This window comes from Olsenella sp. Marseille-QA0557 (assembly GCF_965119725.1).
In the GTDB taxonomy this organism is placed as follows: domain Bacteria; phylum Actinomycetota; class Coriobacteriia; order Coriobacteriales; family Atopobiaceae; genus Coprovicinus; species Coprovicinus avistercoris.
Genome location: NZ_CBCPMI010000001.1, coordinates 921,001 through 939,623, shown reverse-complemented (window position 1 = coordinate 939,623; position 18,623 = coordinate 921,001). Strand labels below are relative to the sequence as shown.

Here is an 18,623-nt window from a genome sequence, read left to right as displayed (position 1 = left end):
TGCATACCCCAGGTTCTTCGCGCCTATTTTGAGCGCATATCTCGAACGCGTTTAAGCAGCTCAAAGACACGAACTCGCCGCACTACCCGCCCCCATTGTCCTTTCTCAAGGGCCTCTATCTCCAGGCGCTTATCCAGACGAAGGTCATGTTCCCATGAGCCAAACAAGCCAGCTTTTTTTGCATATGTTTGCATACGTTCAAGCTGCTCTACCTGCATAGCATTCTCAAGACGTGAATTGACGAGCATATGCAGTAAGTAACTGAGCTGCAAAAGTGCGCTCTTCCGCGCCTCTTGTAAATAGCTGTAACCCCATGAAGAGGCGTAGCGAATGAGCGCATCGAGCGCCACTGACAGATCTTTAAGCTGACGTGGCTTATAGCTACCTGTTGCACTGCCAGGATTGGGCCGATAGTAATAGAGCGGCTCATCCACATAGGAGAAGGTCTTTCCTCCGTCTATGATCGGCAAAACTTGCAGCAGATCTTCTGCATGCGTCAACCCTCGGAATGGCGTGTAATCTGCTTTCACATCTGCAATTGCACGACGATAGCATTTGCTCCACAGATTGTTATGACGGCCTTTGCATATTTGCATCTTAAGAAGACCATACTGGTCCGCCGCGTAATAACCAGCCGGCATACTCAGACGACTTGGGCTAAACAATGCAAAAGAAGTCGCACGTGAAAAAGTAAACGTCAAAATATCTGGGTGATTTGCATCAATTTCGGCAGAAAGTAGCTCTAGTGCATCGGTTCGGAGCATATCGTCAGAATCGAGCGTAACAATATACTCTCCTCGAGCTGCCTGCAATCCAACACGGCGCGCCAATAATAGCCCTTGGTTTTCCTGATGAATCACTCTTGCATAGGCATGCTGAGCAGCAAATTCATCACACATTTTGCCGGAGTTATCTGTAGAGCCATCGTCCACAAGCACCAACTCAAAATTGCGATACGTCTGCTTTTCTACAGAGTCCAAGCACTCTGAGAGAAAAGCACTGGTGTTATACACCGGCGCAACAATAGAGAACCGCGGCTTATTGGACATCGAGTTCTCCCTTGGCCTCAGCATTATCTAAAGCAAGATATTTCTGAGCTCTCCCATGACCAAACACCCAGGCAGACCCACCTTGCATATCTGGTCCAAATGCGAAATATCCAGCTAACGCAAAGCCGACAAGGAGTTCTCCTCCGGCAAACTGAATCATACTGCCAATAAGGTAGAGCACGACAAAAGCACCAAATGGGCTCATAAGTCGAGCTCGAATGTTGTGTACTAAAAACACAATTGCCATAACAGCGAAAGTAGCAAAACCAACTACTCCAAAATCAACAAGAACCTGTAGCGGGTAGTTGTGCACATTATCTTCTCGATAGGGGTAGTGAGTAAGCGAGCGCACTACGTCCATCGCATTGCCCGCTCCAACACCAAGTACCGGAGCATCTTGAATTGCCTTGAGTGCTCCAGTCCAAATTCCGCGACGACCTGGCGTGCCTTGCGGTGTAGTGCTTGCAGAAGTATCTTCCGGAGCTGCCTCTTGGGTTGCTGCTGCAAGAGCAGCTTGTTGCTGTGCGCGAACTTCTGCGTTGTGAGCTGAAATTGCACGGGGCCCAACAAGCACGAATAAGACGGCGAACACTGCCGTTGCCACCACAATCACAATACGCTTTGCTAACACACCGCCATCACGTTTGACGAGAATGACATACGCTAAAGCCAACTCGGCGAGCATTACTCCCGCACGGCTCTGAACGAGCGCGGCAAAGACATAGGTTATGGCTAGATAGACACGTCCTTCTCGATTGTCATCGAAGAAGACGCCAAGCATCGCCGGCCACGTTGCCTCCAGATTTACGCCCCCGGAGAAGATGGTTGCAAAGTTGGGATGTCCGTCCCAAGGGTGGCTATAGTATTCGATAAATGCACCGGCATGCGAAATTGCATTAACAAGCACAAGCGCAAGAACAATCCAAGCGCCCCAGGTTATGAGGCGAACACTTTGTTTGCCGTTGTTAATGAGCACAAGCAGGTTAAGCACCACAACAAGCACGAGATACTGGAACACATACTTGAAGATCATTGTTCCAAAACCATACTGCGGAGCATCCAGCACCGTTACCACGGCATAGACACCGAGCAAAATATGAAGTGATGCAGGCGGCAACGTAAGAGGACTTCTCGCCATAAAGCACCGAAGCACCGAGAGCGCGCCAACGATACCTACCAGGGCATGGCCAACCGTAAAGTCCATGCTCCCCAGCGCAAAGAGACTTGGACCCTGAACGCTTAAAGCTATAACCATTAAGACAACCAGGGCTTTATCAATCCAAGCTGTCTTCTGATGAACAGCAGTATTTGCAGACTGTGCAGAAAGCACCATATTACGAATGCCTCCTCAGCAGCTTTTTATAAATAGCATCTCGCACTGAATTGGGCACAAGTGTTACCACAATGTTTGCTCCCGAGCGCACGATAAAATCGCCGAGCCCAAACCATCCTTCTCGGAGCTCGAGCATGTTAAACGAAAGCATATCGTGCAAATACGATAATCCACCTCGTCTGCGATACACGTTTGTGTCTACCCGCACAGCAAAGAGGTTTTCTTGCACGTTATAGCCGGTATAACCTGCCTTAAGCAAGCGAATAAACAGGTCAAAATCCTCAGCGTAGGAAACATTGCGGTACCCTCCAACAGCTTCAAGCGCTGCTTTGCGCACAACAAAAGTGGGGTGCACAAAAGGTGCGCGCTTTTTAGAGAACTGAATGATCTCCTCACATGTTTCGGGCATTTGACGCACAGAATCTGGACTGTTCATGTCTGTGGAAAACTCTATGGCATTACAACCCACCATGTCGTATCCCTCGACCAATTTGGCGAGTTGTAGCTCGCACCGGTTTGGCAGAGAAATATCATCGGCATCCATACGAACAATCACATCAAACGCACAGTGCTCGAGCCCCGCATTGAGCGCAGGCCCAAGGCCGCCATTCTTCTCAAGCGGAACACGAACAAGGAGGTTTGGATACCGATTGTCGAATGTATCCATGGCGCTCAAGAGGTCATCTGACACAGGTCCATCGATAACAAGCACAATTTCAGAAGGAGATACCGTCTGAGTTGCCATGCTTTCAAGAGCAGCAAGCAGCCAGCTCGCCTCATCGGCTGCATAGGTGGACATAAGGACAGAGTAAGCGGGTAATGCCGCCTCTTTTGAAGCATTCATTATTACTTGCCCGTCTTTCTTACCATCACGCCAAAGGTTTTGGCAAGAATATCAAAATCCATCTTGAGACAACGCTTGCGCACGTAGGTAAGTTCCATCTCCTGGCGCACACCCGTTTGGTAAGTAGCATCATTGCGTTCAAGTGTTTGCCAAAGCCCTGTTATGCCGGGGTGACAAGAGAGCAACTCATCAACGTCTTTTCCGAACCACACAAGCTCTTCGGCCGTAACCGGGCGCGGTCCTACAACATTCATTTGGCCGATAAGCACATTTAAGAACTGGGGGAACTCGTCTATTGAAGACTTGCGTAAGAAGTGTCCAAGTCGCGTTACGCGAGGATCATCATCGAGCTTATGCTCTCGATTAAATTCTTCTATCTGTGCAGGAGAAAGATACTTCTCAAGGTCATCTGCATCTGAAACCATGCTGCGAAACTTGAGCACACCAATACGACGCCCGTGATACCCCACGCGCTCATGCACATATATAGGTGAACCCTTTGTATCCAATGCAATGGCAAGGCAGAGCAAAAGACCTGGAATGAAGAGGATAACAATTACGCAGAGAGAAAAAACAATATTGAATGTGCGCTTTACGACACGATATGCAAGTTTTGCTGTCTGCCGATATTGACCGCGATCTTCATATTGATCTGCAAATTCATGGAGTTGCTCAAGCTGCTCGTTAGCCTCCCGAGGCAGCTCCTCAGGAACCAGTGAAGCAGCGGGCATTTCCGCACATGATTCAATATTATCCGGCCGTGTTTCCATATCCCTCATAAATATCATGCGCACTTTCAGAAACGCCAGTACGCATACTCCACCTAAGATATAAAACAATAGTTGATAGCTTACCAGCTCGGCTGAGACGCTTCAATTTTCCAAAGCAACAGCACACATGAGGTCTTTATTCCCTCATAATTCGTATAGAAAATATGCGATTATTGTTAATTGCTTTTGTGCCTCTAAAGGGAGTAATTCGTGAGCAAAGCTATACCGACCAGCTCAGCTGATAATCAGGCAACCTCTATTGAGCGCGCTGCCTACATTTGGAATACAGCCTCCGGCCTGCTTAATGCTTTTCAATCTGTGATTATGCTCACGGTGCTCACTCATGTATGTGACGTTACTACTGCAGGTATTTTTACTATTGCCTACGCCAATGCGAATCTCTTTCTCAACTTGGGCAAATACGGCGTCAGGAACTTTCAAGTTTCCGATGTAAATGAGAAATACGCTTTTGCTCCCTATCATGCATCGCGCGTTATGAGCGTTCTGGCAATGCTTATTTGTGGGGCAGCTTGGACTTTTTGTAGTGCATTTACTATTGGATATTCTCTAGATAAGACGCTCGTTATTCTTATGATGCTCATTTTCAAGGCAATTGATGCGTACGAAGATGTTTTCCACGGCAACTACCAGCAGCACGGACGCCTCGATGTTGGTGCAAAGGTCCTCACCTTCCGCATGGTCACCATGATTTTGCTTTATGCAGGACTTATTATTGCCACCCACTCGCTTTTAACGGCGTTGACAATTACAACGGTATTTACTGGCCTTTTTTTCATTTGTGAAACTGTTTGGGTAAAACGAACCTTTGGGCTTCCTATTGGAAGCATTTGCCTTCCCGGGGCTGGAAAACAAGCGCTTTCCTTATTAAAGGAATGCTTCCCAGTATTTCTTGCTTCATTCTTACTGTTCTATATTGGCAATGCTCCAAAGTATGCCATCGACGCTGTTATGGATGATGCTGCACAGGCGTATTACGGCTACATTGCTATGCCGGTTTTTGTAGTTGGACTGCTTGCTACATTTATTTACAACCCCATTATTGCTTCACTATCTGAAGACTGGGCCGAAGGACGAAGCCAGAAGTTTGCGAAGCGTTTTGCTTTGCAGGTGCTAGTCATTATTGGATTAACAATAGCTTGTGTTATTGCTGGCTGGTTCCTCGGAGTGCCCGTGCTTGATGTGCTGTACAACGCTGATCTTGCACCTTATCGGATAGATTTAGCAGTTCTGCTCGTGGGTGGAGGATTTCTTGCCGCTGCAACGCTCTTTACTACAGGGCTTACTATTATTCGCTGGCAAAACAAACTCATCCCAGGATACGTTGTCGTTTCAATTGCAGCGCTTTTACTTTGCCGCCCCGCCGTGCAAAACGCTGGCATTGACGGAGCGGCGTGGATTTATCTAGCTCTCATGGCAGTTCTTACCATCTGGTTCGGAGTTGTTTTTGCACTTGGAATTAGAGCAGGGAAACAAACGTCCATTGATAGCAAGTAGTGTTCCTTGTTATCAAGCTTCCTTTATTGCCCCTGAGCTGCATATTTTGCTTCTGTAGCCTCTTTGATAGAACGCCACCATTCTTCATGCTCCTCATACCAAGCAATAGTTGCTTTTAGCCCAGAAGCAAAGTCGGTATGTTGTGGCCTCCATCCAAGTTCTCTGCGCAATTTGGAAGAGTCAATCGCATAACGTCTGTCGTGTCCAGGACGATCGCGCACCCAGTCGAATGCATCTTCGGGCTGGCCCATCGCCGAAAGAATGTCACGAAGGACTGTTATGTTATTACGCTCCCCATCTGCACCGATGAGATATGTTTCGCCCATGCGGCCACGAGTAAGAATTTCCCAGACAGCAGACGAGTGATCATCGGTATGAATCCAATCACGAACATTCTTGCCATCACCATAGAGCTTAGGACGGATACCACAAAGGATATTCGTGATCTGCCTTGGAATGAATTTCTCAATATGTTGATAAGGCCCATAGTTATTTGAACAATTGGAAATGGTTGCTCTGATCCCATATGTTCGGCACCAAGCTCGGACCAGCATGTCGGATGCTGCCTTAGTTGAACTATAAGGAGAACTCGGATGATAGGGTGTTTCTTCTGTAAAACGCGTAGGGTCATCTAGCGCAAGATCACCGTAGACCTCATCTGTACTCACGTGGTGGTACCGCACGTCATATTTACGACACGCTTCAAGAAGGCAGTATGTTCCCTCCACGTTAGTTTTAAGAAACGGCTCTGGATTGGTAATTGAATTATCGTTATGCGACTCTGCGGCATAATGAACAATAGCGTCATGACCAGGCACTAAAGAATCCAGCAGTTCTTTATCGCAGATATCGCCAACAACCAGTTCAACTCTATCATTTGGCAGTCCTACTATATTCTCTGGATTGCCAGCATAGGTAAGTTTATCAAGCACAGTTACATGCACGTCTGGAAAGTGATTAACAACGTAGTGCACAAAATTACTGCCAATAAAGCCACAGCCACCAGTAACAATGATGTTCTTCGGTTCGAAGGTGTCTGACATGTTTTGCACCTCTCGTCTCAAAATGATTCTTAAGCTAGATTCTATCCAACCTGTTTCTATCTTGATATAACTCCTCTTGCAGAAAAGATGGCTTACTGCTCTCCAGCTCTAACAAACTGGTAGACCTTCATGCCACCCGCAATCTCATCAATCTGCACCATCTGGACATCCTCGCCAAAAGTATTGCGCATATAACGAAGTAATAGGTCGCATGTACTTTTGGAGCTCGATACAAACACCGCATCGCCATCAAGGAAATCCTCACTTGTAGGCCGCCCATCGAAACCAGCCGCGCGCATCGCCTCGTCAAACCACTCATACGGCCAGCGCCAACCGCCCCAACCGGTTTGATTGGTCGGCCATGCATCCTGCCACACATACTGCATTGTCATAGGACATCCCGCATAGATATAGAGGGTATCCGGATGCTCGTTAACGTAATTGAAGAACGCTTCTGTATTTGCGAGAAGCTCTTCTTGATGCTTTGCTTCCCAACTGCCAACACCAAGTTTTTTCAGTGTCACAGCTCCTGGTGAAAGAATAAGCAAAATAGCCAAAGCGGCAGTTATTCCCGTCATCCATTTTTTCGAGAAGCCCTTACGGTACATAAATGCCGACCACACTAAAATAGTGAGACAGTACAGCACACCCAACCCAAAGGCTAGGCGACCAATAGCTGCAGCTCCATAGAACAACGGGGTGAGAAGCGTTACTCCAATGACAAAAGCTATAGTCGGAGCTAGAACACTATGACCTTTTTCTTTTACAGCATAGGCATTGCGCAGCACAATGGATAGCAATGCAGCAGTTGCGGGAATTGTTACTGCGTAAGCCGCTCGTTCTGGCAAGCGTCCTTGTAACAATAGATACCCCAATAGTAATACCACCGATCCACATATTACCCATGCAGTTATGCGCTCCCAACGACTTGTAGAGAATGCAAAAGCTGTAACAGCAACGCCAAGCAACAGCGCTAAATAGCACATCGGAATCGGTTGAGATATATAGTGTAGACGCGATAGAACAGTACTCCACGGATGTTCAACTAATTCATCTATTGCAGCCGTATTTTGCTCGTTAAGCTCCGTTAGGTTTTCTGTTGTGATGCGATCATCCATAAGAAACCACTGACCTACAAGCTCAGTAAGCTCTTCGTCCCAGCCAACAGCCTGATAACGAGATGGATCTTGTGAATACGCAACATATGGATAGTCTGTAAATCCGCCATATGCCTGTTGAAGTTTTAAACTTGCTTCTAAATCTGATGATGAATAGGCTACTGTGTTAAGCAATATAAGAATAAGCGACCCAATCACAGCTATAAATAGCGATAGCAGAGTATCACGTACGCTTTTAAGTCGCTCAAACACATTGCCGGACGCTTGCATTATTAAACAAAATGCAGTTATTCCCCAGAAAAAGAGTCCTAGCAGGCCAGATTGAGCACGCAAAGCAAAGCCAATCATTCCGACAACGCCTGCCAAGATCAATATTCCTCGTTTGTTTTTTCTTTGTGGTAATCCTGAACATGTAGCAATAATAGCGGCTGCAACAAGAAGAGCTGAGGTATTAGTAAACTGCAGACGTCCCACAAAATAAGAACTCACACCGAGATTGACAATTAATATAAAAAAGAAAGTAGGCAGATACCGGACACCTCGAGTGCTTTTAAATATTCTCATTAAAATGGCATTGTTAATAAGTGAAAGTGATACAAAAATTGATAACAAGTTGAATATTATCCACCAAGGAATCATCGGTAGAACAGAATACAAGCTTGAGATAATCCAACAAAGCCCGAAGTTGATAAACGGCACAAATGGCAATGGCTTAGAAGCAACGCCGCCGCCGCCCGAAAGAACCTGAATTACATATGGATCATCATTGGTCCCAAAATACATTGGAATAAGCGTTCCAGCCACAATGATCGCTAAAGCCGCAGCGCTACATGAAGCTAACCAAGCATGCTTTAGGGATATGCTATCTTTTGGATTATTGGAGGTCATAAATCGCCACTCTGTTCTTTAGCCATTTATAACTAGTATTGTCAACTTTTCGCCTGGCAATTTGATAGTAGATAGGCAAAGCATGCTGACGTTCGATTACTCTCATTGTGTCTATATCGATGAACCAAAGAAAAGGCTTATTAATTAGAAATATTGTAAAAAGAATATATAGCAGAAACTACTTCTAAAATATCTGCCTCTTTTATTCCAAAATACATTGGAAGCCTAAGCAGCCGATTCGATTCCGAAGTTGTATAAATGTCATCTCCAAAAAACCTGCCATACCGTTTTCCCGCTGGGGATGAATGGAGCGGAATATAGTGAAAAGCAGAAGAAATTTGTCTATCTTTTAAATATGTAATTAGACGACTTCTTTCAGCTAGGTTTTTACACTTAATATAAAACATATGCGCATTATGCTTGCAATACTCAGGCACAATAGGCAACTCAATAAGTTTCTTCTCCCTTAGCCTGCTTAATTTTTCATAATAAGTATTCCATGCCTGTAGCCTATTGCTATTGATTTCTTCAGCTCTTTCAAGCTGTCCCCAAAGATATGCTGCATTTATATCACTTGGTAGATAGCTGCTCCCGTACTCTTCCCAAGTATATTTATCAACCTGACCGCGAAGAAATCTCTGCCTATTTGTACCTTTTTCTCTTATGATTTCAGCTCTATCATTATTCTTAGGATCTTTAATTAGTATTGCTCCTCCTTCGCCCATTGAGTAGTTCTTTGTTTCGTGAAACGAATAGCATCCAAAGTCACCAATTGTTCCCAATGCCTTTTCTTTATAAGATGCCATCACGCCTTGAGCTGCATCTTCGACTACTATTAAATTATGCCGATTTGCTATATCTAAAATGGTGTCCATCTCACAGGAAACTCCGGCGTAATGAACTGCAACTATTGCCTTAGTACTTCTAGTAATCGCCTTTTCAATGATAGTTTCATCTATATTCATAGTATCTGGACGAATATCAACAAATACTAGCTTTGCTCCTACGAGCACAAAAGCAGTTGCTGTGGTGGAAAAGGTATAACTGGGAAGTATTACCTCATCGCCGGGTCGTATCTCACTTAAAATTGCAGCCATTTCTAATGCACTGGTACCACTTGTTGTTAGCAGAGCTTTTTGTGCACTAAAGTTATTCTCTAGCCAACAATGACAGAGCTTTGTATAGGAACCATCACCAGATATTTTTCTTTTTACTTCAATAGCATCTTTAACATATTTAAATTCTGTACCGAGATACGGTGGGATATTGAAACTTATCATTTGATGCCACTCCATAATACAGATTCTTTATTTCTCGCAGCAACTATTTTACATATAAAGCAAGGCCATGATATGTACTGGAAGTGCATCTATCTTTGTTTAGAAACTAGTATTTTTTACTACACCTTCTTACGGTTACTACTCTCTGCAAGAGGTTCATGCTCTTTTGAAGCACCAACCCAAGTCCAATTACAGTGATATAGAAGAGCAGTAAACCGATTGGGAATACCATATTCTTAAATAGAAATAGGATTGATACTTGAATTAAATATATTTCTAATGTTGATGATGCTATTCTTTCTACAATCGTTGATGGGACATAATCGGAGTGAATTGAATTATAAATGAGCAACATCTCTAATAATCCAATTCCAAATAAACAGTTTCCGAGATGAATTAGAAATTGATATTCTAATCCACTTTTTAAAAATATAATCACTGCGTATTCGGAAGCCCATATCGCGATTCCGAGCAAAAATAATGATAGTGATTTGACAATTTCTTTTCCAAAATTATTTTTAACGACACGCTTCTTTGTTAGATAGTCATTTAATAGTCCACCAAAGAGCATTACTCCAAAATAATTTAGTATCTTATACAGATGGAAGCCCTGTGCCTCAGCAGTAAATTGATTTTTATTAACAAATAAAATATAGCTTATAAAATAAATTGCTAGATAGACAAAGGCAATATATCGATGCTTTATTTTATTTTGTCGCATTATTGCATAATAAACTGGATAAAATATACATATTGCCCAAATAAACCAATATTGATTTAATATTTCAAGAAATAATTCTACGATCCCTAATGTAGGGACTTGATTTGCCATTCTAAATAAGAGCCACATTACTATTACAATAATAGTTTGTGGAATTATCCGTAGATATCTCTTAATTATCCACTCTTTGAACGGTTTTTGAACAGTCCTGCTCAATAGAAACCCGGAAATAATAAAAAAGATTGTATTTCCTTGACTTCCTCCTATCGCAAATAATGAACTCGGATACATGGCCGAGCAGTGAGAATTTGTAATTAAGAGACATGCAGCAGCTTTTGCTGTATCGAGAGCATAAATTCTCTTTGCCATATATTTCCTTTTAGGACAATTCTCTATTAAATTAGTATTATTTTAGCGTATGAATCAAAAATAATTATTACTCTTTCGTCATCATATACGTCGACATTTTTCCATACAGGCTTTTACTATCATAAGTATTTTTTACTGTATATCCTTCATCTTCCAAGGCTTCTAAAGCTTTACTGCTATGTACTCTGAAAGGTATCATTAAATAGAATTCTGATGGCAGATTAGACTTCGGCACACTAAAGCCTCTTGCATCACTATACACAAGGCTTTTTACAGAAATGTATTTTGTCCCGACAGAATTGTATGATCTTATGTTTTTATCATCATCATAATATATATTGTAGGTTCCATAACCCCTACCTGAAATATCGAGCTCATAAGGCGCAATATTTAAAATATATATATCTACATCATCTTTTAAGTCCATTTGAGACAGAGCCTGACTGATTAATTCATCATAAAATGAGTATTGACAGTTGTATGAATAGATATCGCAAATCAGTGGGTATTCCTGATCCCATCCTGATGAAAGATTCATTCCTGGCCTGTCATCATCGTTGTAAGCTAATCTATAAATCTTCGTTGTTCCGGTTTCTGCACTTTTACAATATGCCAATATCGAAGGGTCTATTGTCCAGTAGGTCTGGCCTATAAATAGAGTTAAAATAATTCCTAATAAAACATTCTTAGTCCTATTACTCTTGAATAATAAAATAAATATTGGGATCAATAGCACATAAGGTGTCGACAAAATTGTGGTGTATCTGGGGCAGTTTGCATCCGATTTATATATACATAACGCAATAACTGTAAATATTGATGCAACCGCAATTGCGATTATTATTTCTGCACAGCCGCTATGTATTATCTGACTTATTTTGTTTCTATTTAAAAATAGATAAATGCCACTTATTAACAATAAGACAGTTTGGAGCCATCTGAAATTAAATATAAAAGCTTGTAATATCACATTGATTATCTGCTGTTTATTAAATAGATCTATTATTCCACCTTCAGAAACATATGATCCATAGAAATTTTGAATTGTTAGCTCGTCTCCAAATACAAGCAAGCCTAGCATCATTATCAAAGGTAGTAGCAGCATAAAATTACTAGGCCTAAGGTTCTTCGCAGCATATTGCTTTTGTTTCATTTTCCTTTGCAGAACCCTATAGACCACGATACCAAATATCATACCTGCATAGAATACAGTTCCAGTAATCTTTGTAAATGTAAGGAGTAGTCCAGCAAATACGGTACCAGCTAGATCATTTTTCATAATGAAATAAACAAGCCAAATAGTAAAAATTGCCAAATGCCATTCAGCTGTAAAATACGAAAAGAGACCTGTGATATATGGGCTAAAAATAAATACTAAACTGATCAGTGTTTCCTGGAATCTTGTTAAGCCTCGATACAAATTTCTTAGTATGCTAAATAGCATCGGAATAGAGATTACAGTTAGCACCAACTCACTAATATATATACTTAAAGCGGTGCCTGGGAATAAATACTCCAATGGGGCTGCAAATAGCGCAATTCCCTGCATCCATTTCCAGCAATTGAATGCCCCTAAAAACGTTAATAGGTCAGCGTTATATAATTCACACCCACTTATAAAACTTCCATAGTAAATATTTGCATCGAAACGGGGGACTGTTCCAAATTGGACTATCTCAGCAATGGCAGCTATTATTATCACTGCTAATACATTTCCAGAAATTGATAGTGACTTAGGCTTTTGATAACGGAGTTTGGTAGCCAGAGTAATACCAAATGCAACATTAACTAGCACTAGTGTCAAAATATGACCACCAGAAATAATTTCTGGTGGCGACAATACAAAACACCCATCATAAAAATAAGTAATTATTGTAATGATAAATAGGGGAGTTGAGAGTTTCGGAATTGTAGCCGTTCGCTCGACTTCTTCATTTTTATACTTACGATGTACTTTTACTATCCAGCTTATATATAAGGTTAATAATATAGGAAAGGCTAAGCTATTAATTCCGCTAATGACAATTGAAAAGCATTGATTTGATGAATTACATAATAATCCATTATGCCCAATCTCCCATTCCATTGGAACCAATTCGCACTGTTCCAAAAACAAGCACTTTGACAAAGCGGCAGAAATGCTCATTTTCATTGCTTGTTTCGGGCTGTTGACCTGTTCTATTGGTATTGAAAAGCTGTTGGCGTCACCAACTCCATCTGGAACTGCTTTTGCTGATGTGGTATAGCATCTATATACTTTCACATCAACATTGGCAGCTGTTATTCCATAAGAGTGAGATCCTTTGACCGTCCCCACACTTACGCAATTTGCTATTACTCCACCTTCAAATGCTGCTGCAATACCAGCAGAATAATCTCCACTAACATTAGCACTGCTAATACAATTGATGATTGCCGCATTTGTCCCAACCGCATGTGCTGCAAAACTTGATGCATAGCTTCCAGATATCTCTCCTTCTTCAATCGACAAGTTAACAATTTTTCCGCCTAGATAACCAAATAGAGCTGCGGAAGAATCTTCACTCGTACTGCTTTGTATAGTTAAGTTTTTGATCGAGTGTCCATCTCCATTAAGATAGCCTTCAAAAGCAGTGCTTTCGGAATTACCAATTGGCTCCCAATTAACATCGCTGAAATCTATATCGGAAGACTGTTCAAAATAAACACCCGAAAAATTATTTCCCCCATTAACTTCATCACTTAAATGAAGGTAGTCCTCAAGGGTGTTTAGTTGATACGGATTATCTGGCGTTCCTAGCCCCTCAAATTCTCTTGATAAAGCAATGCTAGGAATAGTAAGTACGCATAGCGCAATACAGGCAAATACAAATACTTTTAACTTATTAATCTTTATCCGCATTTGAAATCTCTCTATTTGCCCACTCTTTTGAATCCGTATTGATCGAGCTACGCACAACATACTGTGGTGCATCATTAATACAAATATATGTTCGGCCCAGGTATTCCCCAATTAGGCCCAAAAAAAGCAGATTTAAGCCAAAAAAGAACAATATAGTCGCAAGGATCGAGCTATAGCCAGCGTATATGGTTGGAATCATAATCTTTCTTATTACAGTAATAAGCCCAAATAAAAATCCACCTATAGATGCTACTGCACCAACTATGCTTGCTATTCGCAATGGCAACACAGAAAATGCAGTGAACCCATTGAGCCACAAGCTTACTAATTTTCGAAGTGTATATCCGGAATTACCGTATGCCCTTTCATTTCTTTTTAAGACTACATTTGCTATGTTTCTTGTTACTCGGAGCATTAGTCCATGTATAAAAGGATATGGATTCTTATACTTAATCACTTCATTGCATACAAACCTATTGAATACACAGAAACTGTTTAGCTCTATATCCTTAGGCATTCCAATTAAATGATGTGACATAGCCATGCTGACTTTCGAGCCCAGAGTCCTAATGAATGACCTATGCTCATGCTCATACCTAGCGGATACTACATCATATCCTTCATTAAGCTTATCTATTAATTTAATAATATCATTGGCGTCATTTTGCCCATCATCGTCCATACAAGCTATTATGTCCCCTGTAACACAATTAAACCCAGCCATTAATGCAGCATGTTGGCCAAAATTTTTAGACAAGAGAACAACTTTTACTTTGCGATCCTCAAAGGCTAATTGCTTTAAAACTGCTGAGGTATTATCGCCAGAACCATCGTCTACGCAAATAATCTCATAATTATTAAGTTTATTGTCGCTTAAGACGCACTTAACTTTTGAAACAACCTCTTTGATGCTATTTTGCGAATTATAACAAGGAATCACCACTGATAATTTCATGCTTCTACCTCAGCAGTCGTCTATAATACTCTCCAAGTTCAGTAATACATTGTTCTATCGTAACAATTGGTTCGAACTTAGCGTCTCTTTTCAGCTTCTCTATTGACACCAGCCATTCTTCTCCATCGGCTGAGTCGGGCCTATCTACATAATTGATTGCCGAGCTTGACTGAAGTACTGTTATACATTTCTCAGCTAGATCTTTATTTGAAATGCAGTTATAGCTCGAGAGGTTGTAAACCCCTCTTACCGCTTCGTATTTGACAGAGTTCGCTAAAGCTTTTGCAATGTCATCTACATGAACATAGGTTTGTTTTCTTGTTCCTTGGCCATATATATTAATGTCGCTATTCTGTACTGCATTTCGAATAAACGTTGGAAAGATTGTTGTTTCTTTCATCCCTATTCCCACTGGCGCACTTATGCGAAAACTCGCGGTTCTCAGGCCAGTATGCTCTGAAGCATATTCCGCCAATAGCTCTTCTGTATATTTTGAAATATGGTAAACAGTAGGTGGATGGATTGGATGATTCTCATCAATAGGCACTGTTTTGGGTTTTCCAATAACTGGCAAACTAGATAGTTGTAAGAAGACCTTAATTTGGCACCTTTCGCACAATTCCAGGAGCCTTTGTGTGCTTGCACAGTTTGCTCGTATAACATCTACATTATGTGGCTCTACCCTCATGTCAGCAGCTAAATGTATTACTGCTTCACATGTTTTTAAAGTCGGAGCAAGAAGACTATCTGCATCGTTTTTTTCAAGGTCGCAGCATATATATTCATCAACATTATTTTTTGGCTTATTCTTTCTGCCAACGCCAATGACTTCCCAATTAAGCTGCTCTTTAAAAAAAGACGCAACACTCGATCCAATAAACCCATTGGAGCCTGTAATGAGTACTCGCACTGCTTCCCCTTATTTATATATTACATAGGCAAGGTTGTTAAAGTGTTTTGCTATATGATCCATTTCCTCGCGCTGCTCAAATTTATAATATATGTAAGCAACTCGTTCATTCGTACAATCGGTTATCTCATCTCCGACATGCATCATTTCAATAATATGGAAGATATGCTTCTTAAAATCAGGATCGATATAGTAACCTGAAATTTTGCCATTCTTCGTACCCATAATTCCATGATGCCCGGCAAATGGTGCTATCGGATCCGAATATTCAATATCATTCAAAGAGGCACCGGTTTCAGCCTTCACGACAGCCTCTTCCCAAGGAAAGCCAGAAACAGCCCTTGCCGCTCTAAGAAATTGATTTCCCGGAGCTCTTCGCATCATCTCAATTACGTATGGCTCGTTATTACTCACAATATATTGCAAAATAAAAATGCCATCTTTTAATTCAAGTCTTTCGCAGATGCTTGTAATAATATGGCGTACCTTGGGTTCAATAATTTCAAAACCGTTGGCGGGCAATGTCTCAGACTGAATTAAGTAAGGATTAAGCGGCATATAGCAATCGCAACTGACAAGCTCGAGTATCTTACAGTCTTTGATAAATGCAACTGCAGATTGCTGTCTTCCAGTAATGTATGGCTCAATTATTACTATGTCCACCCTTGATCTATCCAAGGCATCTTTAATGGCTTTTTTTGCCTCTGTAAAGTTATCTGCCCTATGAACACCTTTTCCGCCCGTCAGGTCAGTCGCTTTAACCATAATTGGATATTCAGCTTTTGCTGCATATGCCAGCGCTTCTGCTTCGCCTTTGAGAACCACAGACTCAGGTGTCTTTATCCCTAATTGTTGGATAAATTGTTTAAAACGATCTTTGTGGTGAAGAGTTAAAGCATTTTCATAAGTATCGTGACCTGGCAAATCAAGTTGCTCGGCCACATAACTAGCAGTAATTGCTCCAAAATCGTTAGCACAAGAAACAACCCTTGATATGGATCGCCCCTTTGCCAACGCTAGGATTGCATCACAATCAGAGTAGTCCGCTTTTATATATTCATCTGCGTATTTATGACCTATCAGCTCTGGAGCATTTCCGGTGGTAATGACATAGTAGCCAAGTTTCTGCGATGCTTTGATAAGCTCAATTTCATTAACGCTGCCGTTTAGCATCAATAGTTTCGGTTTATTCATCTTTACTCCTCAAAACCAGACGCTATTGTTCTTTTCCAATTATCTCTAGAAAAGACCTGGCTGCTTCACAAGCATCTTCGACCTCTTGAACGGTCATATCATGAACAACATGGAGATTCAGACTGTTGTCTAATAAGACTGCTGTTAATTGTGCTCCAACCTGCTTTTTATCTTTCTTTATAGCTTTGATTACTACTTCATCTTTTATCAACTCGGGCGAATAATTGGGCATTATCTGAAGAACTAACTCTCGAATGCGTTTATCTAGATCAGGATCAAGCATTCCGCGAGACTTTGATACGGCATTTGCACTTATCATCCCCAAGGCAACCGCGCTGCCATGTGGAATCGTGTAATTACTTGATACTTCAAATGCATGACCAAAGGTGTGTGCAAAATTTAATAAGACACGCACTCCGTCGTCAAATTCATCTTGTTCGATTATTCCTTTCTTATAATTTAAAGCATTATGAACAAACTCATTTACAATTGCTGGATCAAGAGAAAGCAGCTTTGGTAAGGAACTTTCAATAGATGCGAGGGTTCTTTTTCCACCCATCACATTGAACTTAATAATCTCACCAAGCCCGCTTTCAAGATCATTCTTTGAAAGCGTCCTGAAAAATTGCGGACAAATATAGATTTGATCTGGGGGATAAAAAGTCCCTAACAAATTTTTATAGCTTTTATAATTCAGCGATGTCTTACCACCTATACAAGAATCGCAAGCTGCCAAAAGCGTTGTGGGAACGAATATCCAAGAAATACCTCGGTAGAGAATATTTGCAGCGAATCCCGTAATGTCTTGTGTAATGCCCCCGCCTAGTGAAACGAGCTTTGCGTTTCTCTTTGCATTCATCTTTACCATTGCTTCACATATTGCAAGGGCTGTTTCTATGACTTTATTCTCCTCCATCGCATCTATAAAATAGAGGGATTCTTGTGGTATGGAAGACAGCTCTTCGGTGTATAGCTCCCAAACTCTTGAATCTACAACAAAAAAGGCGTTTTGAGTTTTTGCCAGTTCGTCTAGAAAATTTAAATTGTCCTCAAAACAAACTTCATATGTTTTTATTGCGGCTTTAATTTTCATTTAATTGTATATCCCCCATCAACAAGGATCTTCTGACCAGTAATATATGTGTTTTCTTTTGAGCCAAAATAGTACACTGCCTTGGCAATTTCTTCTGGATCAGCCATTCGTCCAAGGGGTATAAGGCGTTCTAATTCCTTTATCTCAGCAGGTGTATTATTTTGAATTGTGAGTTCAGTCGCTGTAAAACCAGGGCAAATTGTATTTACAAGCACGCCATCCTCAGCAACTTCACACGCTAATGCGTTTGTAATGCCGTGCAAGCCTCTTTTGGCAGCAGAATACAGACCGCGGCCCGGTTTTGACACTGCAGCCCAAATTGACCCAATATTAACTATCCGCCCAATATCACTTTTTCTAAGAGAGGGAATAAATCCCCTAAGTAGACGAATTGGCCCCATAAGATCAACTTCAAACATGCGTTCTATCACTGCATCATTTGCATCTTCAATAAAAGCCAAATCATTAATTCCTGCATTATTTACAAGGGTATCCAGAGGCTCATCCTTATGAGCAGAGATATATGCTTCTATAGAGGATTTACTGGACAAATCGAGCTCATTGCGTGTTGGGGTAATTACTTCATATCCATTATCTCGAAAGATTTTTGCTGTCGCTCTTCCTATTCCCCTACTTCCGCCTGTAACTAATGCTCGCACT

The 18,623-nt window shown here is 41.5% G+C and carries 15 protein-coding genes; 1 reads left to right on the top strand and 14 read right to left on the bottom strand.

The window, feature by feature from the left end:
• Positions 1–23: 23 nt before the first annotated feature.
• Genes ACQY6Y_RS04260 through ACQY6Y_RS04245 form a run of 4 tightly spaced genes read right to left on the bottom strand, consistent with a single transcriptional unit; the run spans position 24 to position 3,996 of the window.
• Complete coding sequence (locus tag ACQY6Y_RS04260) at positions 24–1,049, bottom strand: glycosyltransferase family 2 protein (protein ID WP_428379070.1); 1,026 nt, start codon at positions 1,047–1,049, stop codon at positions 24–26.
• Positions 1,039–2,382, bottom strand: coding sequence for an O-antigen ligase family protein (locus ACQY6Y_RS04255; protein ID WP_428379069.1), 1,344 nt, complete (start codon positions 2,380–2,382; stop codon positions 1,039–1,041). The genes ACQY6Y_RS04260 and ACQY6Y_RS04255 overlap by 11 nt, the downstream gene beginning before the upstream one ends.
• Position 2,383: 1 nt before the next feature.
• Positions 2,384–3,226 carry a glycosyltransferase gene (locus tag ACQY6Y_RS04250; protein WP_428379068.1) on the bottom strand — a complete coding sequence of 281 codons (843 nt, stop codon included), beginning with the start codon at positions 3,224–3,226 and terminating at the stop codon, positions 2,384–2,386.
• 2 nt (positions 3,227–3,228) lie between these two features.
• Positions 3,229–3,996, bottom strand: coding sequence for a sugar transferase (locus ACQY6Y_RS04245; protein WP_428379067.1), 768 nt, complete (start codon positions 3,994–3,996; stop codon positions 3,229–3,231).
• 210 nt (positions 3,997–4,206) lie between these two features.
• Between ACQY6Y_RS04245 and ACQY6Y_RS04240 the strand changes: the two genes are divergently transcribed.
• Positions 4,207–5,511 (top strand): lipopolysaccharide biosynthesis protein, encoded by a 1,305-nt coding sequence (locus ACQY6Y_RS04240; protein WP_428379066.1) that lies wholly within the window; start codon positions 4,207–4,209, stop codon positions 5,509–5,511.
• Positions 5,512–5,534: 23 nt separating this feature from the next.
• Here ACQY6Y_RS04240 and rfbB read toward each other — a convergent pair whose 3' ends face one another.
• From rfbB to ACQY6Y_RS04190, 10 genes are all read right to left on the bottom strand, one after another.
• Positions 5,535–6,554 carry a dTDP-glucose 4,6-dehydratase gene (gene rfbB / locus ACQY6Y_RS04235; protein ID WP_428379065.1) on the bottom strand — a complete coding sequence of 340 codons (1,020 nt, stop codon included), beginning with the start codon at positions 6,552–6,554 and terminating at the stop codon, positions 5,535–5,537.
• Positions 6,555–6,646: 92 nt separating this feature from the next.
• Entirely contained in the window at positions 6,647–8,560 is a 1,914-nt protein-coding gene (locus tag ACQY6Y_RS04230; protein ID WP_428379064.1) for a hypothetical protein, read from the bottom strand.
• Positions 8,561–8,700: 140 nt separating this feature from the next.
• On the bottom strand, positions 8,701–9,855 hold the full coding sequence (gene rffA / locus ACQY6Y_RS04225) for a dTDP-4-amino-4,6-dideoxygalactose transaminase (protein WP_428379063.1): 1,155 nt from the start codon (positions 9,853–9,855) through the stop codon (positions 8,701–8,703).
• Between the two features lie 91 nt (positions 9,856–9,946).
• On the bottom strand, positions 9,947–10,930 hold the full coding sequence (locus ACQY6Y_RS04220) for an acyltransferase family protein (protein WP_428379062.1): 984 nt from the start codon (positions 10,928–10,930) through the stop codon (positions 9,947–9,949).
• 67 nt (positions 10,931–10,997) lie between these two features.
• The gene (locus ACQY6Y_RS04215; protein WP_428379061.1) at positions 10,998–13,811 is read right to left on the bottom strand and encodes a hypothetical protein; all 2,814 of its coding nucleotides are present in this window, start codon (positions 13,809–13,811) and stop codon (positions 10,998–11,000) included.
• Positions 13,795–14,766, bottom strand: a complete 972-nt coding sequence (locus ACQY6Y_RS04210; RefSeq protein ID WP_428379060.1) for a glycosyltransferase family 2 protein — start codon at positions 14,764–14,766, stop codon at positions 13,795–13,797. The genes ACQY6Y_RS04215 and ACQY6Y_RS04210 overlap by 17 nt, the downstream gene beginning before the upstream one ends.
• 4 nt (positions 14,767–14,770) lie before the next feature.
• Positions 14,771–15,676: an NAD-dependent epimerase/dehydratase family protein gene (locus ACQY6Y_RS04205; protein ID WP_428379059.1), complete on the bottom strand. Its 906-nt coding sequence runs from the start codon at positions 15,674–15,676 to the stop codon at positions 14,771–14,773.
• A gap of 9 nt (positions 15,677–15,685) precedes the next feature.
• On the bottom strand, positions 15,686–16,870 hold the full coding sequence (locus ACQY6Y_RS04200) for an ATP-grasp domain-containing protein (RefSeq protein WP_428379058.1): 1,185 nt from the start codon (positions 16,868–16,870) through the stop codon (positions 15,686–15,688).
• Between the two features lie 22 nt (positions 16,871–16,892).
• Entirely contained in the window at positions 16,893–17,963 is a 1,071-nt protein-coding gene (locus ACQY6Y_RS04195) for an AroB-related putative sugar phosphate phospholyase (cyclizing) (RefSeq protein WP_428379057.1), read from the bottom strand.
• On the bottom strand, positions 17,960–18,622 hold the full coding sequence (locus ACQY6Y_RS04190; RefSeq protein ID WP_428379056.1) for an SDR family NAD(P)-dependent oxidoreductase: 663 nt from the start codon (positions 18,620–18,622) through the stop codon (positions 17,960–17,962). The genes ACQY6Y_RS04195 and ACQY6Y_RS04190 overlap by 4 nt, the downstream gene beginning before the upstream one ends.
• Position 18,623: the final 1 nt, after the last annotated feature.